The organism is Xylanibacter rodentium (assembly GCF_013166575.1).
Lineage (GTDB): Bacteria > Bacteroidota > Bacteroidia > Bacteroidales > Bacteroidaceae > Prevotella > Prevotella rodentium.
Map to the genome: position 1 here is coordinate 1 of NZ_JABKKE010000007.1, position 23,181 is coordinate 23,181.

A 23,181-nucleotide genomic window follows, 5' to 3' on the forward strand; every position below is an offset into this window, starting at 1 on the left:
CTTTTGCCCTTTCAGGGCGAATATATGCAATTGAATATGAATCCCGGGGTGCCGCTACGCTCTGCCCCGGGCTATGTGCTTGTTGCCCCTGCTGGGCGCGTTCTTCCAGAGCAAGTTCTTCCAAGGTGCGTTCATCCAATGTTCGGACGATTATGTAGTTTAATTCTGTTGACTAACTTATTGAACCTTAGAATGAATTTCATGTTTTAAGAGAAATTGCTTACAATTTGAAAACCACGTTCCGGAAGTGCACCTTTGCATCATCCCGACTGATTCTCCGGAAAGCGGAAACTGTTCTCCGAAACGGAAATTTCGGAATGAAAAACGCGCTTTGAATTCTCCGTTTTGCCGGTTTAACATATGTTAATGGGTACATCGGGACTGCCAATTCTCCGATTTTCCAAGAAGCATGTCGTCTTTTTTCTGCCGACAGCGCCATACCTCATTCTTTTCCGAAGCACAGCACAGATGCATAGCGAAACGCCCTGTTCACGCAATATTCACGGATAATGCGACGTATGCCCGTCATGCGTCTGCCGCAACCTCACACGTAGACAATGTCAATATTATTGGTATAATCTCAAAGACGGAGAATTCGGAGAATTGAAAAACAAGATATATACCATATACGATTCGCATATGGTATATTCCAATCTGTTATATATAATATATATATATATTATATATAACAGATTGGAATATAAAATATTTGATTACAATATATAAGCAACAGCTGTACATCCTGTTTTCGGAGATTCTCCGTTTTCATTTCTCCGGAAACAGGCACTTTTGTAATAAAAAAGCATAACCCATATCCGTCACACTCCATATATTAAACGCATCACGGAGCATACTCTACTTTATTCTGTAAATATATTACGCAGTGTGCAAAACGGAGAAATCGGAGAATTGGCAGTCCCGATGTATGCATTAACATATGTTAAACCAACAAAACGGAGAATTCAGACAGACCTTTTCGTCCCCCCCCCAACATCCTTCAGATAGTCCGTTGCATTGGCTTTCTTGTCCGTTTTTTCCCTCCAATGCCGGCATGGCACGTCGTTCAGAAGTGCCCAAAACATCATCCGCCAATGACATATAACACCCAAAAGCGGCACTTTCATATACCCAAAGTGCCACTTTCACATCCCCAAAGTGGCACTTTCACACACCAAAAGCGGCACTTTCGCATACCAAAAGCGGCACTTTCGCATACCAAAACAATCGATGGAACATTATAATACGGGCACACAGAGCGGGAAAGATGATGGTAAAGTATAAATTCCAAATGATATTACGGCTATATTCGATTAATTTTGAATACCGGTTTAGCTCCATGAACATTGGATGAATTAAAATGGATTTCTACCTTACAGTCATCGACTTCCACAATAAATGACAAAGAATCAGACAATACAAAGACTGTTTTAAAGACATATCAATACTAATAAATATAATGACCAAAATCATATACAAACTCCTTTTTCAGCAAACATCAACTGTTTTTGCAGCCATCAATGCACATAAATCACGTTAAATTAGTAATTTTGCAGACAGATTTGCACAACAGTATTCATACAACATAATACATAATATGAGCAGAAAAAGAAAACCATTACCCATATTAGAAAACGTCACTATCACAGATATTGCCGCCGAAGGCAAGTCGCTGGCAAGAGTAAACGACATGGTGGTGTTCGTACCGTTCACCGTTCCAGGTGATGTGGTAGACTTACAAATCAGGAAGAAAAAACACAGCTATTGCGAAGCCGAAGTGATACGCTTTGTAGAGTACAGCAAGATACGCACCGCACCAATGTGCCAACACTTCGGCACATGCGGCGGATGCAAGTGGCAGAATCTGCCATACGAGGAACAGCTCAAAGCCAAGCAGAAACAAGTATATGACCAACTGAGACGCATAGGCAAAGTCGAGCTTCCTGAATTCCGCCCCATTGCCGGTTCTGTAAAGACAAAGGAATATCGGAACAAACTTGAATTCGGATGTTCCAACAAACGTTGGATGACCAAAGAAGAGATTGCAACACTTCCACCACAGGAAAAACAATCAGATGAAAACGGTGAAACAAAGAACGACACCTCACGCAACGCTATCGGATTTCACATAACGGGAGCCTTCGACAAGATACTGCCTATAGAAAAATGCCACCTGATGGACGACATGCACAACCGTATACGAAACGAAATACGCGACTATGCCACAAACAGCGGCATGACATTCTTCGACCTGAGAGCCCAAAAAGGACTGCTACGCGACATCATCATACGCAATTCAAACACAGGAGAATGGATGGTAATAGTGCAGTTTCATTACGATGAAGAGGGTGATGAAGAACGTGCCAAGGCTTTGTTGCAACATATTGCCGACAAGTTCCCGCAAATCAGTTCGCTCATGTACCTCAACAATCAAAAATGCAACGACACCATTGGCGACCAGGAAATAATCACTTTCCGGGGCAACGACTATATCTATGAGACAATGGAAGATCTGAAATTCAAGGTTGGCCCGAAAAGTTTCTACCAGACCAACACCGAACAAGCATACCACCTCTATTCAATAGCACGCGAGTTTGCCGGACTGACCGGCAACGAACTCGTATACGACCTATATACCGGTACAGGAACAATAGCCAACTTTGTCGCACGTCAAGCACGTCAAGTAATAGGTATAGAATACGTGCCAGAGGCCATCGAAGATGCCAAGATAAATTCTGAAATCAACAGTATTGACAACACGCTGTTCTACGCCGGTGACATGAAAGACATTCTAAACGACGGGTTCATTGCCGAGCACGGACACCCTGACGTGATCATCACCGACCCGCCACGTGCCGGAATGCATGCCGACGTGGTACAGACCATACTGCGAGCCGCACCCAAACGCATAGTCTATGTGAGCTGCAACCCCGCCACACAGGCACGTGATCTGGCTGATCTCGATGCTTATTATAAGGTTGTAAAGGTGCAACCCGTTGACATGTTCCCACATACCCCCCATGTCGAAAACGTTGTTTTGCTCGAAACAAGAGCCTGACTATATATTTGCAGACAATGAAAAGAATATCCACAGCAACTGCATTCGCCGTACTAATCACTCTCTGTACCGACGCACAGGAAACCAAATCCAATAGCATAATGGGCAAACCGAAAATAAGCGGATACTTAATCGGACAGTATCAGACAAGTACACAAGACAACAACAACAGCAATTCATTTAATATCCGCTATGCACGACTGTCGGTCGGAGGACATATTCTCGACGATTTCGAATATAAGTTACAGGGACAGATCAACGGCAACACATCCACGCTGGGCAGCAGTCCACGACTTGTTGACGCATCTGTAGAATGGCAGAAATACGGATTTTTGAAAGTAAAGGCCGGACAGTTCAAACTGCCTTTCACATTTGAGAATCCGATGCACCCCATAGACATGGGATTCATGGGTTACGGACAAGCGGTGTCCAAATTATCCGGAATATCCGACCGCATGGGACAGCACTCGAGCAATGGACGCGACATTGGAATACAGATACAGGGCGATATATTGACAAACACTTCCGGACGCAATCTGCTTCACTATCAGGTGGGAATATTCAACGGACAGGGCATCAACGTAAAGGACGCGGACAATCGCAAAAACATTGTCGGCGGAATGTGGTTCATGCCCACAAAAGGATTGCGTGTAGGTGTATTCGGATGGGCAGGCTCATATGCCCGCAACGGTATATGGACCGATCGTAATGGAAACGAGCAATCAGGCACGAACAGCCTGAGTCAATATCGTTATGCAATAAGTGCAGAATATAGAAACACAGACTGGCAAGTGCGCTCGGAATATGTTCACAGCACCGGCTACGGATTCAGTACGACATATCAGAATTCTGACAATCAGAAAGATGCAAGGGTAAATTGGACACAAGGCAACAAAGCTGACGGTTTTTATGCTCTCTGCATTGCACCTGTAATAAAACAGAAATTGCGTGCCAAAGCCCGCTACGACCTCTATCGCCCTTCTGCCGAATGGAACAACAGCCGCACGCAATATGAAATAGGTATCAACTATATTCTACACAAAAACATAGAGCTACAGGGTGAATACGCTTTTATCAACGACCGCAGCCTCGCCTGTCACAACTACAGTATGGTGGATGTTGAACTATGCGTGAGATTCTGACATAAAACAAAAACATATATTATTACGACTGCATATTCATATTAGAAACCCTATTGAGTTTGCCGCACAAACCATGGGGCTGTGTCAAAATATAAGTTAGTCAACAAAATTAAACTACATTATCGTCCGGATATAGGATGAACGCGCTCTGGATGGATGCGCCCCAACGGGGCAACGAGCACATAGCCCGGGGCAGAGCGTAGCGGCGCCCCGGGAACAACACGATTGTACACACTCGCCCTGCAAGGGCAAAAGCATTAATTATCAAGTATTTACAGTTTATATATTGTATATTTTTTATGCTTTTGCCCTTGCAGGGCGCGGAGTGTCGATGTTTGATTCCCAGGGTGCCGCTACGCTCTGCCCCGAGCTATGTGCTCGTTGCCTTTTCAAGGCGCATCCATCCTATATCCGAGTGATTATGTCGTTTAATTCTGTTGACCAACTTAGATATCGCAAAAGGTAGGGACATATTCTTGTATTTGTCCGTTAGTAACATGTTGATATCCTGCATATACTTAGCGGACAAATACAAGAATATGTCCCTACAAGCAAAATGGACCGGATTTTGGCACAGCCCCATGTCTTGTGCTACATCATTATACAAACCGTATAACGATGTTATTCTATTTCACAACAAACTTCTTTCCGTTTACAATGTATATACCCTTAGGCAATCCAGATATTCCATCGGCAGCCTTACGCACCAACCGACCGTCAACAGAATATACGTCAACTTTGCCAAAGTTTCCTCTGTCTACTACTGTCATATCAACAGATGTAACCACATCTTTGGGTATACTGCCGTAGAAATAAAGACGAAAATCATCAAATATACACCAATATTGCGACGGCATTGACACCGAACTGATACCCACCTTCAACGAATTTCCATCCTTGGCAACTGTCGTTGCCACACTGTTGTCATACAGTCCTTTGGCAAAATATATGCTTGCAGAGTTCATGTCGTTGGGGATATACTTGTTTCCGCCAACAGTAGATTCGCTTCCACCGAGTTTTTTCGTCTGTGCCTCAGAGGCTATATTGGCCACTTTCTCCTTTATACTGCCAGCATACAGATAAGCCGTAACCTTGTTTATACCTTTGCTATAATCGGTGTATACAGTAGATGCGCTGCCCGGGCGCTGAAAAGCCTTGGCACAGAATCGGTATGTCCCTGCAGGCATGTTGTCAAGCATCTGATTCATATCAAATGTTGTCTCGTAAAACTCACCGCACGAATGGTTGACTGTCGGTTTTACCGACCATCCGTCAGCCGACTCCATATTTGGATTCACTATCATATAAGTAATATCGAAAGGCTCTTCAGGGCTAAGCGGTGTGGCGTTACGAAGGAAACTGCCAATGGCCTCCCTCACCTCACTTTCGAGCGGTTCCAATTCCTTAATATCAGTTGCTCCGGCTATCGCTGATTCAATGCGCGCTATTGTCGCATTGGCGCTATCATCTGTACCGTCGACATCTTCCGCATGGGGCACGGCCATCAACTTCTTGAGACAATCAAGTGCATCCATGACCACGGCTTTCATTCCGTCAATGGCTGCCGTCTCTACCATGCCGGCCTCATCGCTGCCAAGTATGAGCCAACGCTGCCTCACAGAACTATTGGCTATGTTGAACGTGGCCGAACTCGTGATACCGTCCTTTCCGGCCTGCAAACATCTCGGCTTCCAGTTGCCTGCTGGGCTTATTATCCAAAAGCCGCGCTGCTCCATAGCCTTGCCACCCATCACAACTTCTGTACGGCCACGCATCAACTGAAAGTTTTCCTTATCGGCCGGCACGACGTCCTTAACCGTCTTTATACCATTGGTGCCGGTGGTCAAATATGATATATAACCGCCTGTGGCTACATTCCGTAACTGATAGTACTGATTCTCAGGAGTAAATGTTACGGTCCACGCCGCACTGTCATTGGATATGGCTGTGGCGGCATTCATCTCACGCCACACAAGATTGCCCTCGGCCGTGGTTACCAAATAAGAACTGTAAAGTCCGTGCTCTTCCGACTCATTCTTTATATAATACTTTTTTCCTTCCTCATGCTCAAAAGCATAGTAAGGCTGTGCGAAACTTGTGCCGGTATGCTGCAAACCATCTTCTCCCAATGCCTGACAAACAAGACCATTGCCAATGTAAAGCAATTCGGTATGGTTATCCTCGTGGGCACCATTAATGCCATATGGCCACATATGCTGATAGTCGCCATTGAGTTGCGCCGTAGGACTATTATCCCAAAACCTCAACAATTGTGTCACTCTATCTCCAAGCCATTGCCCCGTACCATATCCGTCACCATTGACAGAAGCCCTCAGATTATGACGGCTCCACTCCGTATCTGCCCACGGTATCACACCCACTCCATGCAACAGTTCGTGAAGTATTGTTCCGGTGGCCTGATACGACGCATTAGAACCCACACGAATCCATCCGCCGTAAGAGCAGTCGGCCGTAGGTACACCGCTCTCGTAACCTACGCTGGTTGTGAAATTCTTTATCTCTGTAAGATTGTTCCAATATCCTACGGCATCCTCCACTGCGTTTGTGATGCGTGCAACCGTGGCAGCATCGCCCCCTTCACGTATATTATATCTTATGTCTCCCTTAGGAATTGTGTAAAATCTCACAACATCGCCATATCCCACCTTTTGGTCTTTTGTCACGGCATATGCACGCATGTAGTATAATGTAGCAGGCTTTAAGTTATCAAGACGGTAGATACGCCCGTTGTTATCCATATAACGGGTGGTTTTGAAATCGTCGATCGTGGGTTCCGGGGTCTCCGCCCAACAGAAGCCGCGCTCTGCAATTTGCCCCGTACTGCTAACACTCATTCGTCCGAAAGCCATTGTGGCTCCACGAGCATAACGCTTGTCGTTAGTCACCTTTGGAACATCATCCGTCACTTCACTATACTCACGAGCCTCGATTCCTACTGTCCAAAGTCCGGACACGAGCCCCATTATAAGAAAATACTTCCTCTTCATTAGGTAAATCAATTTAAAATTATCACTATGCCTGCAAAGATACATCTTTTTCGTGAAACAGGCATCACTTGATGCAACATAATTTCATGGAATAAAAAACGGTTAGATGACAAGTGTAACGTACAATACAAACGTACTATAATATATGAACCGAATAATAACAATAACGCTAACTTTATCATAATGGAACATTTAAACAGATTAAGAAAAGTCGCTCTGACCATGCTTTATGTCATGACCGGACTTGCGACAATGGCACAGACAGCCAGTCTGAAACTTCACTACACATTCGACAACGTCTCCGGAAAACAGGTACCCGATGTCTCCGGCAACTCGACTGCGGCCGAACTTAAGAACGAAGCAAAGGTATTCAAGATGGGCAAATACCATGCACTTGACCTTGGCAACAATACCGGCTATCTTGATATGGGTAAATCGGCCGGCGAAATAGTCAGTGCGTTGACCGATTTCAGTGTTTCGGCCTATTACTATGTTGACCCCAAGGCCTCATTGGACGGTGCCGGACGTTTCCTTTGGGCATTCTCGGCACTGCAAGCCAACACACAGACTGACGGACCGTACATGGCCTATCGCCTCAACGCGCAGCGATTTGCCACATCGACAGGCGGTTGGGGCAGTGAAGTAGGCATGGAGAAAGGGACCCAGGCCGACAAAGGCAAATGGTCTCACGTACTCTACCGACAAACGGGACAAACGGGAGAACTGTACATAAACGGGAAACTTGTACAACGCATCACAACGATGCCCGTACTCAACAATACGTTCACCTCAGCTCCGGCATACTGCTGGATAGGCCGTGCACCGTTCAGTGCCGACAATTATCTTACCGGAACTCTCGTCACCGACTTCCGAGTTTACGATGCTGCTGTGACAGACGACGAAGTGACCCAACTGGCCTCACTCACAGCCGACTTGGAACACGAATACAAATATGGCGAACCCGGAGATTTCACACTGCTTAAGAAACTCACCCAAGAGTGTGAGAACTTCATTACCGGGGCTGGCGGAAACTATCTGCAAAATGCCATCGACGAACTGCAGGACGAGATTACAATATGCAAGGCACTGATAGCTTCTGCCATCGTATCGCAAACAGTCATCGACGAACATATGGAAATATTGCAAGCTGCACTCGACAATGCAAAAAACACAGAAGGTATTGTGTTGGGCAACGCTACATCGTTTGTGCCGGAAGGCCATGGTTTCGTCCATCCCGGAGGACTGCACACACAGGCCGATTTCGAGCGTGTGAAGAAAATGTTGGCTGATGGCGATCCTACCATAACGGCAGCAATGAAACTGCTACGAACCAACGAGTACTCACAGGCCGGTGTGGCCACATGGCCCGTGGAGACCATCATACGTGGCGGTGGCAGTGGACAGAACTACATCAACGCCTGCCGTGGCGCGGCCATGGCCTATCAGAACGCGCTACGATGGAAGATAGACGGAACGAAAGACAACGCCGACGGTGCCGTACGGATTCTCATGGCATGGGCAAGAGGAAACAAATATGTCAGCGGAGACACCAACATGTCGCTGGCAGCCGGACTGACCGGATATCAGTTTGCCCAGGCTGCCGAGCTTATGCGTGACTACGAAGGATGGAACCGTGATGAGTTTGAGGAATTCAAACGCTACATGCTCAAGACATGGTATCCCGTAGCTTGCGATTTCCTCAGACGTCGCCACGACACATGGGCCAACAGGGCAAACGCGAACAAGGGCGAACGCCCCGGACACTATTGGTCAAACTGGGGTCTGTGCAATGCGCTCTGTCTGATGAACATCGGTATTCTTTGCGATGACGTACATATATACAATCAGGGAATATCCTTCTATAAATACGACCATGTGGGAACATTCGTTTCCGACAGGACAAATCAAGGCGTGATACTGAATGACGGATGCAATGAATTCATAGGAAATCTTGTACCCGTGGTACATGCCGATGAACGCGGACCGTTGGGATATCTCGGACAGATGCAGGAATCGGGACGCGACCAGGGACATGCCTTAATGGCGGCCGGACTTGCCGTTGACATCTGTCAAGTAGCATACAATCAGGGAGACGATCTTTATGCATATATGGACGACCGCATTGCCGCAGGTCTGGAATATACCGCAGCACTCAACTACTGCGGAGTGGCCGGCAACAGTCTGCCCTGGACCAACTACAACTATACAGACTGCCGCGGGTGGATGGGAGCCGGATGGCAGATGGAAGGCCCGAACGAAGGCGGTTTAGGAGGTTGGCGCCCATATTGGGACCGCGTGGTCGGATATTACGAAGGCGTGCGTGGTGTAAAGATGCAATACTCAGGCAAAGCTGCCGAAATTGTAAGGGGCGAGGCCGGAACGGATGCCGGCGGTGGCAACTACGGACAGACATCCGGAGGATTCGACCATTTAGGCTTCACCACACTGATGGATTATCGTCCTGCTATCACATCTGACATGGCTCCGGTTGTATTATCCGGCAAGATGGTATACAACGGAGAGACACTTGAACAGACCAATCTCGGTGGACTGAAATACAACTACGTGGCAGGCAAGACAAAAGCCATACCTGCAGGCGGAACAGTAACATTGATACCTATATTGCCGGAAGGCGTTACAGACAACGGCTCATGGAAATGGGACACAGGCGAAACTACAAAGGAAATTACCATCCAAACCGACCACAGCCACATATACCGTGTACACTACACAGCAGACAACGGCGCTGAATCTACCCAGTCATTCTCCATTGCCGTAGCCGGTGATAGCAATCCGGACGTTCTCTATCCCGAAATCACCGTTGACGGAACTATCTACCAAGATACTGTAATGACCGTTCTATACGGCTCAAGCGTGATTCTATATGCCGGAAACACAACCGGATGGACCGATGATTACCTGTGGAGCAACGGAAAGAAAGGCAACCTTATCGTGATACCCAACATCACATCAGACCGCACGTACACCGTACAGTATACCAATCAGGGCGGAAGCGTGACACTGAAGAACTTCACCATCAAAATCATAAGCGGCGTACAGAGTATCGTAGTTGACGGAAAAACATATAAGAACCAAAACAAAGTGATGGTAAATCAAGGCCAGAACGTGCAACTGTCCATCATTATGCCGGAAATACTGAGTGACGGAGAATGGAAGTGGAGTGACGGTTCTACCGGACCGGCTATAACCCTTGACAACATACAGACATCAGGCACTTATAGCGTGGTATATACCATGAAGACGGGAGAAACCCTGAATTTCGACTACGAAATATTAGTAACAGAAAAAGAGGACCGTATGTTGGAAGTGGCGGATTACTATATAATAGACCGTGCCAGCAACAGATATCTGACAAACGTCGGTGGTTTAGGCACATCACCTGTATTGGCAGAAAAAGATGAGACAGCACCACTGAAACAGATATGGAACATAACCCGCTCCACAACCGCCCGGTATGACATCCTATCAAGACTCGACGGCTCTGGAATAGACAAAAGCGGAGTACTAAGAAACAGAACTTTCAAAGTATACCGACTGCAGGGAGCCGCAGGAACAATGTTCTTTGCCATACACAACTCAGCTACAAGCGGAAATATCTACTGGACAATAGATGACAACGGAAATATTGTGTATGAAGGTGCACCGTCACTTTACGGTTATCCGTTTGAACTGGTAAAAACCACCTACTATGCCGACGGTATAGACGGAGTGAAGGAAGACGGCAAGACATCGGTTGCCGAAGTGACATACTATGACACCAACGGCACACGCATCGCACAGCCACGCAGTGGCATCAGCATCCGCAAACAACGTATGACCGACGGCACTGTCATTACGGAAAAAATCATAACCAAATAGAAAAAATCCTGCGATACAACAAAAACGAAGAATACGACATAAAAGCCGGGGTGCTTCATGATATATGATGAACACCTCGGCTTTTATTTTATGGTGTATGTCTTTACATGCAAATCATAAGAATAAACAGTACGGCATACTTACAGTCTGCAACACTTATTCCGGCAAATGAAACTGATAAGAACGGTCGAAGACCTCTTTTACAGTATTTATTTCCAAGAACGTAGTACTGCCTCCTGCGGCAAAACTACCACTCAGATACGCTATCTTGTCTTCCATTTTAATATATCCTTTCTGACGGAGCATACGCAACGCTGCCATAAACTGTTCCTGACGCCCTACCTGATCATGCTGTGCCACCGAAATGACGCCATAGCTCAAAGCCAACCAACGTTGCACTTTCTCCTTATAACATACTGCCAATACCGGATTCGGACCACGGAAAGCAGCCAGATGACGAGCAGTACGACCTGTCTTGCTGTCAGTAATGATGCCTTTCACACCCAAACGCTCGGTCGCCTCTATGGCATTGTGGGCAAGAAACTCTGTTACATCACAGTTTTCAGACATGGAAATGACCAGGTCATTGTCCTTGGCACGGTCTTTTTCAGCCTGCTCGGCAATCTGGGCCATCGTTTTGACAGCCTCCACCGGATAACGGCCACTGGCCGTCTCACCGCTAAGCATGAGAGCGTCTGTACTATAATATATGGCATTGGCAATGTCAGTGACCTCAGCACGTGTAGGCCGCGGATTACTTATCATCGTGTGAAGCATTTGTGTGGCAACAATAACCGGTTTCTTGGCACGCACACACTTGCGTATGATGTTTCGCTGTATGCCGGGAATACACTCTATCGGTACTTCGATTCCAAGATCGCCACGAGCTATCATTATGCCATAAGAAGCCTCGATTATCTCGTCAATGTTGTCAACTCCCTCCTGATTTTCTATCTTTGATATAATCTTGATGTCACTGCCACGTTCGTCCAGAATATCCTGCACGGCCTTGACGTCTGCGGCACTTCGCACAAAAGAATGGGCAATAAAATCAATATCTTCATCCACGGCAAGATGTATATTGCGCATATCCTTCTCTGTAAGTGACGGTAGCTCGATATGTACCCCTGGCACATTTACACTTTTGTGAGAACCGAGCACACCATCATTCTGCACCTGTGCTATCACTGCAGGACCGTTGACGCCAATAACCTTCATATCCAGCGCACCGTCATCAAAAAGAATATGATTACCCACATGTATATCGTCGGCGAAGTTGACATAGGACAGATTCACTATATCGTGCTCAGTATCCATCTCGGGGCGTCCGAATATCTTCACGACATCGCCGGTCTTGTAGACTATAGGCTCAGCACATCCGGTGGTACGTATCTCCGGGCCTTTGGTATCTATCATGATCCCGATGTGATGAGAGACTGCACGTGTGTTTCTTATAATCTCACGCAGTCCGTCTGCAGAAGCATGCGCAGTGTTCATACGCACCACGTTCATTCCGGCATTAAAAAGTTGTTTGATAAAGTCAACGTCACATCGCCTGTCACTTATGGAGGCCACAATCTTAGTCTGTTTCATTGTATGTTCCCTTGAATTATTATAATAGAAAAGAAGTGTACGGACCGGCATGCAAAATATCGTCCTGAAAAGCATCAAACCGCCCGCAGTCACTTTCGGATGCAAATGTACAATAAAATAGTGAGATTATACACCGACATGATAAAGAAAATGGTTTTTCTTCAAAGGAAAGTTACGAAAAATACGTGTAACAATAATAAAAGAGTGACAATTATTCCAAATTAAATCAACTCCACCCCACCGTCAGCAAAGTCAACGACGCTTTTTTCTAAAGATTTATATTGGAATATCCTCTCATCATCCATCTGTTCCCATATATTGACACATAAAATATGATTGTCACAGTTGCATGCCATTTTTATTTGATAATATATTAATGTACGGAAAGTCAATACGGCTGTATGTTAGCTTTACACTGGCAAATAATACGGGTTTTTATAAAAAAACTCTCAAATAATTTTCATTTAACGCTGAAAATCAGTATATTTGCACTCCGAATTATTAAACAAGAACAAAAATTGTAACAATATATATACACGAAAGAGATGACAAAAGCAGATATTATCAATAAGATCGTAGAGGATACCGGTCTGGCAAAAAAGGATGTAACAGCCACAGTCGAAGCTTTCATGGAAGAGATTAGAAAAAGTCTTGCCACAAACAAAGAAGATGTATTCTTGCGTGGCTTCGGAAGTTTCATAGTAAAGCATCGTGCACAAAAAACCGCACGCAACATTTCAAAAAACACCACAATCGTTATTGATGCTCACGACTATCCCGGATTCAAGCCTGCAAAAAGTTTCATCGCAAAAATGAAATGATTAACATAATATAATAATAACAATCTAATTTAAAATCTTAAGTATGCCAAACGGAAAGAAAAAGAAGGGCCATAAGATGGCTACTCACAAGCGTAAGAAGAGATTGAGAAAGAACAGACATAAGAGCAAGTAAGAAATTACACAGCTCATAAAGATCTGTCTATTCAGAAAAGAAATGAGAGGAGTGTGTCAGATAAGTCCACATGGACTTTGGCACACCCTTTCTATTTAACTGAAAGTACTAATTAAAACGAGAAAACAACAGAACTGTAAGAAATGACAAGCGAAGTTATTATTGATGTCCGGCCGAAAGAGATTTCGATAGCCCTGCTTGAGGATAAAAGCCTTGTTGAATATCAGAGCGAGCAACGCTCCGCATCGTTTTCAGTAGGCAACATCTACATAGCAAAGGTAAGAAAACTCATGCCCGGACTGAATGCATGTTTCGTTGATGTCGGATTCGAGAAAGATGCTTTCTTGCATTATCTGGACTTAGGTTCTCAATTTAACTCTTACGAAAAATATCTCAAACAGGTACAAAGCGACAAAAAGAAACTTTATCCTATATCGAAGGCATCACGTCTGCCAGACTTGAAAAAAGACGGAAGCGTACAAACAACGCTCAAAGTCGGACAAGAAGTGATGGTGCAGATAGTAAAAGAACCGATATCGACAAAGGGACCACGTCTGACATGCGAACTCAGTTTTGCCGGCCGATATCTGGTACTGATACCATTCAATGATAAAGTATCTGTCTCTTCAAAAGTAAAAAAGAGCGAGGAAAGGGCAAGGCTGAAGCAACTCATACAAAGCATCAAACCCAAGAACTTCGGAGTGATTGTGCGCACATCCGCAGAAGGAAAGCGCGTGGCAGAACTGGACACCGAACTGAAAGTATTGCTGAAGCGATGGGAGGACGCCATCACAAAGGTGCAGAAGACCACAGAAAGACCACAAATAATCTTCGAGGAAACGGGCAGGGCTGTAGCATTGCTGCGCGATCTTTTCAACCCAACCTACGACGGTATCTACGTGAACAACGAAGAGATTTTCGAACAGGTGAAGGACTATGTAAAACTTATCGCCCCAGAAAAGGCGGACATAGTGAAGCGATATACGGGACAGGTGCCCATATTCGACAACTTCAATGTCACGAAACAGATAAAGTCAGGCTTCGGAAAAACGGTAAACTACAAGCGTGGTGCTTACCTCATCATCGAACACACCGAAGCTCTTCACGTGGTTGATGTGAACAGCGGAAACCGTACCCGCTCTGAAAACGGACAAGAGGCCAACGCCTTGGAAGTGAATCTTGGAGCAGCCGATGAATTGGCACGTCAGCTCCGACTGCGTGATATGGGAGGAATCATCGTAGTAGATTTCATTGACATGAATTTGGCTGAAGACCGTCAACTGCTTTACGAGCGCATGTGCAAGAACATGCAAAAAGACAGAGCAAGACATAACATCCTACCACTGAGCAAGTTCGGGCTGATGCAGATTACACGCCAACGAGTTCGGCCGGCAATGGATGTGAACGTGGAAGAGACCTGCCCGACATGCTTCGGACGTGGAAAGATAAAGTCAAGCATTCTGTTTACAGATCAACTTGAGAGTAAAATTGACCGCCTGGTAAACAAAATCGGCATCAAGAAATTCTATCTGCATGTCCATCCATATGTGGCTGCATACATCAATCAAGGAATTGTCTCCCTGAAACGAAAGTGGCAGATAAAATATGGATGGGGCGTTAATGTGGTTTCCTCGCAAAAAATGGCTTTCCTGCAATATGAAATATACGACAAGGATGGTCTATTCATAGACATGAAAGAGGAAATTGAAACGAAATAAAAGAATGCGGGAATATTGAAAAATATTTCCGCATTCTTTTGTATATATAAAATATTTTTGTTTATTTTGCACATATATTATATATAATACAGAACTTGATGAGCGTCTGCGAAATAATATTTTGGACATGCATGATTGTCGTATTCTATACTTATATAGGATACGGCATATTATTATATGTTGCAGTATTGATTAAGAGAATTGCCGTTGGCAGGCGCCGTTTGGCGCCTGCCAACGGTAGCATGCTACCGGAGGTGACAATGGTGATATGCGCTTACAATGAACAGGATATGGTGGACATGAAAATGAACAACATCATGCTACTGAAATATCCCAAAGACAAACTGCATGTAATGTGGGTGACAGACGGCAGCAACGACGCCACAACGGACAAACTTTCACGCTATCCGGAAACTACTGTCATCCATCGTTCCGAACGACGCGGCAAAGCGGCAGCCATAAACAGGGCCATGCACAGTGTTACAACAGAAATAGTCATTATGACAGATGCCAACACCATGGTCAACGAAAATGCCGTAACAGAAATTGCAAGGCAGTTCGAAGACCCGAATGTGGGCTGCGTTGCCGGTGAAAAGCGCGTAATGGCACGTAACGAAGGACAAGCTGTCGCTGAAAGCGAAGGCTTGTATTGGAAATACGAAAGCACTCTGAAGCGTCTGGACGACGAGTTGTATTCGACAATGGGAGCAGCAGGAGAGCTTTGCGCTGTACGCCGCAGCCTGTATCATGATATCGCAGAAAACACATTGCTCGACGATTTTATCATATCCATGGATATTGTAAGCCGTGGATATCGTATTGCATATGCCAGCGAGGCATACGCCATGGAATATGGCTCGGCAGATATCCGTGAGGAATCCAAACGCAAACGAAGGATAGCAGCCGGCGGTCTGCAGAGCATTTGGATGTTGAGGAAACTTATGAACCCGCTGAAATATCCCATCGTATCTTTCCAATTCATATCCCATCGTGTATTACGATGGAGTCTGGCACCAATAGCCCTTATGGCGTTAATACCACTAAACGTAGCACTTGTAATGTCAAAGACCGGATGTATATATACAATAATCTGGATATTGCAGATACTATTCTATGGATCAGCTGTAGCCGGATATATCCTTGAACAACTCAACCATAAGAACAAACTCCTCTATGTGCCTTATTATTTTCTATTTATGAATCTCAACGTATTCCGTGGTGTGGGTTATCTATACAGCCACAGGAAATCGGGCGTATGGGAAAAGGTCAGACGTGGATAACAGGCAAAAAACAAAATATTCATAATACCCAAAGAAAATGAAACTGAAAGGCAAATCCAACAGTTTTTTGTCCAGTCAATTAAAACACAGGTACTCAAAAAAATGATTACAAAACATTAAACACACAATATCAACATGGGAAAATTAGCAGTATATAAATATATATCGATGATGTTCATCATCATACAATTCGTTCTTTCCATATTCACACTTGTAGGATTATGGGGCGGTTCCGTTCCACCGGCAGGAAATACAGCCATGGCTATGTTGGTATACATTCTGCCTATGCTCATCATAGCCAATACTGTGATGCTTGCATATTGGCTGGTTCGACGTCATTGGATAATATCGATATTCCCGCTACTTACAATACTATTCTGTATACCGTATATAGGCACAATATATCAACCGGGAAACCAGCCGGCGGACGACGAAACCGGACATGGCATAAAGATTGCCACATACAACGTTGCCTCTTTCGGCCGTGAGACATCAGGATTCATGGCCCAAGACATCCTGTCGGAAATGAAGAAACACCATGTGGACGTGCTCTGCATGCAGGAATATTCGGACATCAGCGGAGATAAGCTCAATTCAAACAGCTACAAGGATTATTTCCCGTATATGGCCACCGGAAACAGGGATATGGTGATATACAGCAAGTATCCCATAGGCAAAAAAAAGAATATACCGTTCGACGAGACAAACAACAGCGCCATGTGGGCCGATATCGACGTCAATGGCAAAACAATAAGGATATTCAATGTGCATTTGGAGACGACAGGGTTCAACAGGACAATGCACCGTGTGGCCAAGTTGGAGAGAAACGGAATACGTGTAGAGAACAACAACATCATCAGTGCCATATACGACAACTATACACTGGGCATGATTATACGCTCCGGGCAGGCGACAACAGTGACAAACGAACGGCAACAGTCACCCGTGCCATCCATTGTCTGCGGTGACTTTAACGATGTTCCATACTCCTACGTATACAATACCATGCTCAGCGGAATGGTGGACGGATTCAAAGAGTGCGGCAACGGTTGGATGCAGACATACAGAGGCAAGAAAGCTGTGCGCATAGACTATATATTCCATGACAAGGCTTTCAAAGGCATAAGTTACTATACAAAAGAACTTACCTATTCCGACCACAAGCCAGTATTTATGCAGATAGAGATATGATGACAAAACTCCGGTGGCGTACTAATAAACAATAAATAAAATAAAAACGGCTGCGGATGTGTTGCACATAACGGCACAAAACATTATCTTTGCAGATGATGAAAAGAATGTTTTCCATAATATGTATATTCAGTGTCTGCGTGCACATATGCGCACAGACATACAACGAAATGCCAACAGACATCATCACCGATACATCAGCCAGTGTATATGAACCAATGGAAAACATTCTGCAAACCGCACCGTCTGACATATCGCCCGACGATTCGCTACATCTGCCGTCACTCAACCGATACGGACAGATGCGCCTATGCTCCTACCCTACAGACATGTTCGGACTGTACGACTGGGAATTGCACAAAGGCCTGAACGTAAATCTCGGATTATCCGTATTCGCAACCTTTGGCAAGCATGCACCAAAAGGTGCCGGATTCGGCCAGAATATATCAGCTATGTATGCCACACCACTGACATCCAAACTGTCGCTTGCAATAGGCGGATACTTCAGCAATATATATTGGACCAGCAATTCATACCGCGATGCAGGACTGAACGCAATACTCGGATATAGGTTCAATGAGCATTGGGAGGCTTATCTATACGGTCAGAAATCAATGACAGACAACCGTATTCCAATGCCTTTGCGCGACATGAACAACATGGGCGACCGCATAGGTGCTGCCGTCCGCTACAATGTAAATCCGAGTTTCAGCATACAGATGTCCGTATCAAGAAGCGAAAACAACAAGCCGTATTTTGCCGACTTCATGCGCGATGTCTTCTTCAGGTGATTCCTCAATCGCGCCCGCAACAACAGTGACATATCATTGGATCACCTTGAAACGTATTCTGAACGATCGTTTTTCCTCGTCCCAGTTTGTTCCGAGCATTTCAAAACGCCCTATCTGTGCCGTTGAACGTACATGCCTGCCTATGCATGGGCACACGTCATAATCGCCTATGCGCACCAGACGGATTGTCTCCGAGGCGTCCTCCGGCAGTTTGTCAAGCGACACACCTTCAAAACATCCACCTTTGCCAGTAGTGTCTTCCGTGAGTTCCGAACGCTTCACAAACTCGAATGTCACCGGCATATCCTCAGCTATAAGCTCGTTCATCCTGTCGGCTATGGCCTTCTCCTCCTTACGGTCGGGCTTATGGTCAAGTGTATAGCTTATCTTGCTTTTCTTTCTCTCTATATGGGCGTTGCGCGAACGTTCACATCCGAACATCCGTATCATTGTCTGATTAAGAAGATGCTCCGCCGTATGACTTGGCGGAAACTCTTCCTTATTATGTCCATTCAATACAGGCTCCTGCTCCATGATATTGTTTTCTATTGATTTTCTGCACCATAAACTGTTTTACACATTCACAATGCGGACTTACATACTTATAAAATAATCTTCCACACCACACCGCCATTAGCCGGAATGCTAACGGATACGGCCGAATCGGATACAATATTGAATACGTCTTTATCTCCTGAAAGCAACTCGACACCCTCATGCACGCTTTCTCCGATGCCAAGGAACTCACAGGCGTGACGGGGAATCACGATACCACAATCAGCGACATTGCCTGAAAAGTTTGCGGCAATGACGAGAAGTTCGTTTCCACTCTTTCGCAGGAACGTGTATACGTTGTCACCGATAGCCTCGTTCCTGTACATCAAGTCGTAGAACAAGCCGTCGGTCACGGCACTCTCCGTAAGTGCTATATTGAGAATTTTTGAATAAACCTGCTCCAACGCCTTTTCTTCCTTTGTCAGTTTGCGGCGATTGAAATACCCGTGGTTTATAGCCAATACAGTCCAATAGTCAAATATGGTTGTTCGCCCGTCACGTCCGCTGAAACCTTCTTCGTCCATACCATGCTCACCGAACTCCTGTCCGGCATAGACCATCACCGGATTCTGTCTCATCAATGCACTGACCATCAAGCCCGGTATACCCTTGCGCCCGTCACCGGCAAAGAAGTCGCTGCCGATGCGCTGTTCATCATGATTCTCAAGAAAATACAGCATATTGCCGCCGATATCATCCGTTGCCTGCCACTGCGACGTGATATCGCCGGCACGACGGCGCCCGCAGATAACGTCACGCACACAATCATACATGCCTACTTTATCATACAGCCAGTCAAAACCGGCATTGATATAGCTGCGATATTGTTCCGGATTGTAGACCTCACCGATGAACTTGATATCCGGATAACGATACTTTACCTTGTCGGTAGCCCATGCCCAAAATGCCACCGGCACCATCTCGGCCATGTCACAACGGAAACCGTCGACCCCCTTTGCCGCCCAAAAGAGAAGGATATCCGTCATCTTGTTCCATGTGTCGGGTATAGGACAGAAGTGTTCCGAGCGCCCGCCGGCATCACAATAGTCTACGCCATAGTTCAGCTTCACCGTCTCGTACCAGTCGTTGCGGCCGGGCCTGTTTCCGAAACAATCGTTTCCTGTGGCACGCGCCGGCACCTCACTATATGCCTCTGCCTCGCCACAATGCAAATCGATGTCTGCCTCAAAAGGCTGTCCCCAGCAATAATAGAAGTTGTTTTCCGTTGAAAAATGCATGTTCCGGTCGTCATCCTCGCCAAGATCACGCACTCCTTCCGGCTTACAGACAGACCGGTATTGACGTGCGACATGGTTGGGAACAAAGTCGATGATAACTTTCATACCGGCTTTATGCGTACGCTTAACGAGAGCCTCAAACTCCGACATCCTCTTGTCTACGTCTACAGCGATATCGGGGTCTATGTCATAATAGTCTGTAATGGCATACGGCGAACCCGCCTTCCCCTTCACCACGGCCGGATGCTGCCGGGGAATGCCATGTACGGAATAGTCTGTCACAGTGGCATGACGTATCACACCCGTATACCATACATGCGTAATGCCGAGAGACTTGATACGTCTGAGCGTGGCGGCATCGAAATCGTTCATCTTGCCGCAACCGTTTTCAGCCAATGTACCACCCTTGCGGCAATCCTCTACACGATTGCCGAAAAGGCGGGTAAATATCTGATAAATAATTACTTTTGCCATAAATAATAAAACGTATATGTTGTCAAATGCCTGCTTCTCAAGCATTATAGGGACGAACCCTTGTCTCCCCGCACCGCCTTATGCCATAGTCTTGAACAGACACAAACGGATGGAAACAAGAATTTGCCCCTACAAACCCATGTTGTGCATCATAATGCGCACACATACTTATAATCAGATACCGTGAGCCGCCACGTTCTTGTCGATGCGGCCTATAGTACCCTGCAGCACCTTACCGGGGCCGCACTCGGTGAAATCGTCGGCTCCGTCGGCTATCATGTTCTGTACGCTCGTTGTCCAACGCACGCTGCTCGTAAGCTGCGCAATAAGATTTGCCTTGATATCGGCAGGCTCTGTATGCGGTTTGCCGTCAACATTCTGATATACAGGACACTTCGGAGCCGAGAACTCTGTCTTCTCGATGGCAGCCTGCAACTCGTCCTTGGCCGGCTGCATCAGCGGAGAATGGAACGCACCGCCCACTTTCAGCGGCAACGCACGCTTGGCACCGGCAGCCTTCAGCTTATCACAAGCCTCGTTGACGGCCTCGATATTTCCGGATATCACGAGCTGTCCCGGGCAATTGTAGTTGGCCGGCACTACCACATGCCCGTCCTTGTTCACCCCGGCACATATCTCCTCGACTTTCTCGTCGGCCAGTCCGACGATGGCAGCCATCGTAGAAGGCTCCATGTCGCAGGCTTTCTGCATGGCCATAGCACGTGCATAAACCAGCTTGAGGCCGTCCTCAAAGCTCAACGCGCCCGCAGCGACAAGAGCGGAGAACTCGCCGAGAGAATGGCCGGCCACCATCGCCGGCTCAAAAGCGTCGCCCATGCAGAGAGCCGAAACAACACTATGCAGGAAAACGGCAGGCTGGGTCACCTTGGTCTGCTTCAGTTCGTCGTCCGTACCGCCGAACATTATGTCAGTAATTCTATAACCAAGAATATCATTTGCTTTCTCAAAAAGCTCTTTTGCCAACGCGTTGTTGTCATACAGGTCTTTTCCCATACCTACAAACTGTGCTCCCTGACCGGGAAAAACGAATGCTTTCATATCTTCTTAAAAAGTTTATAATAAATATATTACGGATGCAAAGGTAACACTTTTTCACTATACCGGCAAGAAAAGCGGTGACAAAAAGCCCTCATCGCCCCTCATAGCAAACCGTATACATCACTCCGCAAGTCAGTCTATATGGCTGGCAAGCATCTTGAAACGGCCTTCCGGCACTATATCGACACGACCCGTCACAGCCGGCAGCAACACCGTTTCACCCTGATGCACATCCACCGTGTTGCCGGCGTCATCGGTGATTGAGGCCCTGCCCTCCATGGCAATAAGCACCACGAAACTGTCAAGTGCCGACAAATCGATAGTATAAGACTCTGTCAGAACATAAAGTGATGTGGTGAAATAAGGACACGAAACGAGTCTGACCTCATGGTTCTCACGTTCTTCATACCGCGTACGATAATCCGGCAGCACGTCATAAGATATGGCATCCTTGGCCAGTTCGGTATGCAGCTGACGAGTGTTTCCGTTTGCATCGCGGCGGTTGAAGTCGTATATACGATAAGTAATGTCCGACGTCTGCTGTATCTCGGCAATGAAAGAACCGGCACCTATGGAATGGATACGGCCGGCAGGAAGGAAGAACACGTCGCCCGGTTTCACACTATAGTCGGACAGAAGGTCGGTGATGGTGTCGTTTTCGACACTCGCCACATATTCGTCGGCAGTGACTTTACGGCTGAAGCCCGAACGGAGATGAGCGCCTTCGTCAGCCGACACGACGTACCACATTTCCGTCTTGCCTTTGGAATTGTGACGCTTCCCGGCAAGGACGTCGTCAGGGTGCACCTGAATAGACAAGTCCTGGCGTGCGTCAATGAACTTGACGAGCAACGGGAACTCAAGTCCGAAACGCTCATAATTGGCCTTGCCGAGCAGACCGGCCCCATCGCGCTCTATAAGTTGTGGCAACGTCATACCGGCAAATTCGCCATTGGCCACAACCGACTCGTTGCTACTGACACCTGAAAGCTCCCAACTCTCACCTACAAGTGCCTGTTGGCTTTCAATCTCTTTATAAGGAATAATCTTTTCACCTCCCCAAATTGTTGATTTCAATATGGGATTAAACTTTAATGGGTACATAATACTGTTATTACACCAAGCTCCTTCCGCTCCCTAAAAACAGGAGAGCCGCCGCAAGAATACTCAGAAAAAACAATGCCTGGCGGTAGGCATATATATTGAATATTATCCTCTTTCCCGTATTGGCTTAAGTCCATGCC

At 46.2% G+C, this 23,181-nt stretch carries 15 protein-coding genes; 9 read left to right on the forward strand and 6 right to left on the reverse strand.

The annotated features are described in order from the left end of the window. The 3 genes from HPS55_RS14085 to HPS55_RS05375 all read left to right on the forward strand — a co-directional run. Positions 1–210 (forward strand): hypothetical protein (locus HPS55_RS14085; RefSeq protein ID WP_216655533.1); only part of this gene is annotated, 210 nt, incomplete at its 5' end. Between the two features lie 1,384 nt (positions 211–1,594). Further along, the gene (rlmD, locus tag HPS55_RS05370) at positions 1,595–3,055 is read left to right on the forward strand and encodes a 23S rRNA (uracil(1939)-C(5))-methyltransferase RlmD (RefSeq protein ID WP_172175425.1); all 1,461 of its coding nucleotides are present in this window, start codon (positions 1,595–1,597) and stop codon (positions 3,053–3,055) included. A gap of 17 nt (positions 3,056–3,072) precedes the next feature. Next, positions 3,073–4,197: a porin gene (locus tag HPS55_RS05375; RefSeq protein ID WP_172175423.1), complete on the forward strand. Its 1,125-nt coding sequence runs from the start codon at positions 3,073–3,075 to the stop codon at positions 4,195–4,197. Positions 4,198–4,823: 626 nt separating this feature from the next. On the opposite strand, the gene HPS55_RS05380 is transcribed toward HPS55_RS05375, so the two are convergent. Further along, a complete protein-coding gene (locus tag HPS55_RS05380; protein ID WP_172324742.1) occupies positions 4,824–7,205 on the reverse strand; it encodes a T9SS type A sorting domain-containing protein in 2,382 nt (793 codons plus the stop codon). Positions 7,206–7,388: 183 nt separating this feature from the next. Between HPS55_RS05380 and HPS55_RS05385 the strand changes: the two genes are divergently transcribed. Beyond that, complete coding sequence (locus HPS55_RS05385; RefSeq protein ID WP_172175419.1) at positions 7,389–11,084, forward strand: LamG domain-containing protein; 3,696 nt, start codon at positions 7,389–7,391, stop codon at positions 11,082–11,084. Positions 11,085–11,240: 156 nt separating this feature from the next. Here the strand turns inward: HPS55_RS05385 and pyk are convergent, their stop codons facing one another. Continuing rightward, positions 11,241–12,677, reverse strand: a complete 1,437-nt coding sequence (gene pyk / locus HPS55_RS05390; RefSeq protein ID WP_172175417.1) for a pyruvate kinase — start codon at positions 12,675–12,677, stop codon at positions 11,241–11,243. A gap of 545 nt (positions 12,678–13,222) precedes the next feature. Between pyk and HPS55_RS05395 the strand changes: the two genes are divergently transcribed. From HPS55_RS05395 to HPS55_RS05415, 5 genes are all read left to right on the forward strand, one after another. Next, a complete protein-coding gene (locus HPS55_RS05395) occupies positions 13,223–13,498 on the forward strand; it encodes an HU family DNA-binding protein (protein ID WP_172175415.1) in 276 nt (91 codons plus the stop codon). Positions 13,499–13,774: 276 nt separating this feature from the next. Continuing rightward, a complete protein-coding gene (locus tag HPS55_RS05400) occupies positions 13,775–15,349 on the forward strand; it encodes an Rne/Rng family ribonuclease (protein ID WP_172175413.1) in 1,575 nt (524 codons plus the stop codon). A 98-nt stretch (positions 15,350–15,447) separates the two neighbouring features. Further along, positions 15,448–16,629: a glycosyltransferase family 2 protein gene (locus tag HPS55_RS05405; protein WP_172175411.1), complete on the forward strand. Its 1,182-nt coding sequence runs from the start codon at positions 15,448–15,450 to the stop codon at positions 16,627–16,629. Positions 16,630–16,764: 135 nt separating this feature from the next. Continuing rightward, positions 16,765–17,820 carry an endonuclease/exonuclease/phosphatase family protein gene (locus tag HPS55_RS05410; protein ID WP_172175409.1) on the forward strand — a complete coding sequence of 352 codons (1,056 nt, stop codon included), beginning with the start codon at positions 16,765–16,767 and terminating at the stop codon, positions 17,818–17,820. 95 nt (positions 17,821–17,915) lie between these two features. Beyond that, positions 17,916–18,611 (forward strand): transporter, encoded by a 696-nt coding sequence (locus HPS55_RS05415; RefSeq protein WP_172175407.1) that lies wholly within the window; start codon positions 17,916–17,918, stop codon positions 18,609–18,611. 33 nt (positions 18,612–18,644) lie between these two features. On the opposite strand, the gene HPS55_RS14365 is transcribed toward HPS55_RS05415, so the two are convergent. From HPS55_RS14365 to HPS55_RS05435, 4 genes are all read right to left on the reverse strand, one after another. Continuing rightward, positions 18,645–19,145 carry an alanyl-tRNA editing protein gene (locus tag HPS55_RS14365; protein WP_172175405.1) on the reverse strand — a complete coding sequence of 167 codons (501 nt, stop codon included), beginning with the start codon at positions 19,143–19,145 and terminating at the stop codon, positions 18,645–18,647. Between the two features lie 68 nt (positions 19,146–19,213). Further along, complete coding sequence (locus HPS55_RS05425; protein ID WP_172175403.1) at positions 19,214–20,878, reverse strand: alpha-amylase family protein; 1,665 nt, start codon at positions 20,876–20,878, stop codon at positions 19,214–19,216. 174 nt (positions 20,879–21,052) lie between these two features. Then, positions 21,053–21,937 carry an ACP S-malonyltransferase gene (gene fabD / locus HPS55_RS05430; RefSeq protein WP_172175401.1) on the reverse strand — a complete coding sequence of 295 codons (885 nt, stop codon included), beginning with the start codon at positions 21,935–21,937 and terminating at the stop codon, positions 21,053–21,055. 132 nt (positions 21,938–22,069) lie between these two features. Beyond that, positions 22,070–23,041, reverse strand: coding sequence for a type I phosphomannose isomerase catalytic subunit (locus tag HPS55_RS05435; protein WP_172175399.1), 972 nt, complete (start codon positions 23,039–23,041; stop codon positions 22,070–22,072). Positions 23,042–23,181: the final 140 nt, after the last annotated feature.

What these genes read in the sequence shown, in the direction of transcription:
- rlmD (WP_172175425.1), top strand. Translation starts at nt 1,595, where the DNA reads ATGAGCAGAAAAAGAAAACCATTACCCATATTAGAAAACGTCACTATC.
- HPS55_RS05375 (WP_172175423.1), top strand. Translation starts at nt 3,073, where the DNA reads ATGAAAAGAATATCCACAGCAACTGCATTCGCCGTACTAATCACTCTC.
- HPS55_RS05380 (WP_172324742.1), bottom strand. Translation starts at nt 7,205, where the DNA reads ATGAAGAGGAAGTATTTTCTTATAATGGGGCTCGTGTCCGGACTTTGG.
- HPS55_RS05385 (WP_172175419.1), top strand. Translation starts at nt 7,389, where the DNA reads ATGGAACATTTAAACAGATTAAGAAAAGTCGCTCTGACCATGCTTTAT.
- pyk (WP_172175417.1), bottom strand. Translation starts at nt 12,677, where the DNA reads ATGAAACAGACTAAGATTGTGGCCTCCATAAGTGACAGGCGATGTGAC.
- HPS55_RS05395 (WP_172175415.1), top strand. Translation starts at nt 13,223, where the DNA reads ATGACAAAAGCAGATATTATCAATAAGATCGTAGAGGATACCGGTCTG.
- HPS55_RS05400 (WP_172175413.1), top strand. Translation starts at nt 13,775, where the DNA reads ATGACAAGCGAAGTTATTATTGATGTCCGGCCGAAAGAGATTTCGATA.
- HPS55_RS05405 (WP_172175411.1), top strand. Translation starts at nt 15,448, where the DNA reads ATGAGCGTCTGCGAAATAATATTTTGGACATGCATGATTGTCGTATTC.
- HPS55_RS05410 (WP_172175409.1), top strand. Translation starts at nt 16,765, where the DNA reads ATGGGAAAATTAGCAGTATATAAATATATATCGATGATGTTCATCATC.
- HPS55_RS05415 (WP_172175407.1), top strand. Translation starts at nt 17,916, where the DNA reads ATGATGAAAAGAATGTTTTCCATAATATGTATATTCAGTGTCTGCGTG.
- HPS55_RS14365 (WP_172175405.1), bottom strand. Translation starts at nt 19,145, where the DNA reads ATGGAGCAGGAGCCTGTATTGAATGGACATAATAAGGAAGAGTTTCCG.
- HPS55_RS05425 (WP_172175403.1), bottom strand. Translation starts at nt 20,878, where the DNA reads ATGGCAAAAGTAATTATTTATCAGATATTTACCCGCCTTTTCGGCAAT.
- fabD (WP_172175401.1), bottom strand. Translation starts at nt 21,937, where the DNA reads ATGAAAGCATTCGTTTTTCCCGGTCAGGGAGCACAGTTTGTAGGTATG.
- HPS55_RS05435 (WP_172175399.1), bottom strand. Translation starts at nt 23,041, where the DNA reads ATGTACCCATTAAAGTTTAATCCCATATTGAAATCAACAATTTGGGGA.